Below are 1064 nucleotides of genomic sequence, written 5' to 3'. Positions count from 1 at the left end.
CGGCTGGACCGCGGACTTGACCCGGTAGGCGGTGACCTCGGGGCCGACCTTGGAGCGCACGTCGCTGATGACGGACAGCACGCCCGCGAAGGCGCCGAGGGCGCACAGGACCGACAGGAGCAGGAGTATCACGCCGCGGCGCTGGCGGGAGTTCATGGGCCGGACAACCTCGTTCGAATCGGATGCGTGGAGCAGCGGACAGAGAGGGATGCGCGGTGTCTGCGGAGAGCCCGGGGCGCGCTAGGTGGCGGGCGGTGCGGGTGCTCCATGGCTCAGGACACCCGGGGAGTGTTTTCGGTTCTCCGGCGGGGCGAGCGGGGAGGAACAGAACGCGCAGCGGTCGCCGATGAGCTCCATTCCGCACCAGTGGCAGTTTTCCCGGCGCACGGAGGAAACGAGCTGGTAGATCACGGAGATGTCCGGAAGGAAGGACGCGAATTCCACCAGCTTCCCCGTTCCCCACCAGCGCGGTGAACCGGAGGGCAGGGCGCACTCCTGGACGGCCTGTACACCCCAGGCCGGGGCGAGGGTCTGCTGGACCCATTCGGAGGTCAGCTGCCCCTTGGCGACCATCAGCTGGGTGGTGAACGGCGGGCCGGTGGGCGGTTCGGCCGACGGGCTGATCCTGACGAGTTGCGGGCTGGGGCCGGCGAGCACGGCGAACTGTGATCCCGGGACCCAGGACTTGGCGTGGGTCTTGAGGCTGACGGGCACCCGGTCGAGCCTGGCCACGGAGTTCAGCAGTGCTCCGGCGTGGATGTAGTGGGCGAGCAGGCGGGCCGCCGAGGCCACCACTCCGGGGCTGAAGTCGCAGACGGAGAGCTGGCGCAGCTGGCGTACGAGTACGGCGACGCCCAGGGGTGGCAGGTCGGTCCTGAGCAGGGCGATGCGGTCGCTCTCCAGGACCGAGCGGATGGCGTGGAGCCTGCGTTCGTGGGCGGCGCCGATGCCGGCGGGGTAGACCGCGACGACGTGACCGTGCTGCTCCAGGAGCAGGTTCATGTCACCGATCGCGAGGTCGAGGGACTGGGCCTCGGGTGCCTGCAGCGTGGCCGCCGTGGGTG

General features: G+C 70.1%; 1 protein-coding gene. It reads right to left on the bottom strand.

Annotated elements, in window-relative coordinates:
* Positions 1 to 240 precede the first annotated feature (240 nt).
* A partial coding sequence (locus ACFU7D_RS29845; RefSeq protein ID WP_378874185.1) for a hypothetical protein occupies positions 241 to 1064 on the bottom strand: 824 nt, incomplete at its 5' end.

It is taken from the genome of Nocardioides sp. NPDC057577 (genome assembly GCF_042801335.1).
Lineage (GTDB): Bacteria > Actinomycetota > Actinomycetes > Propionibacteriales > Nocardioidaceae > Nocardioides.
The sequence above is the reverse complement of the archived record's forward strand: the minus strand, read 5'-3'. Positions and strand labels throughout refer to the sequence as shown.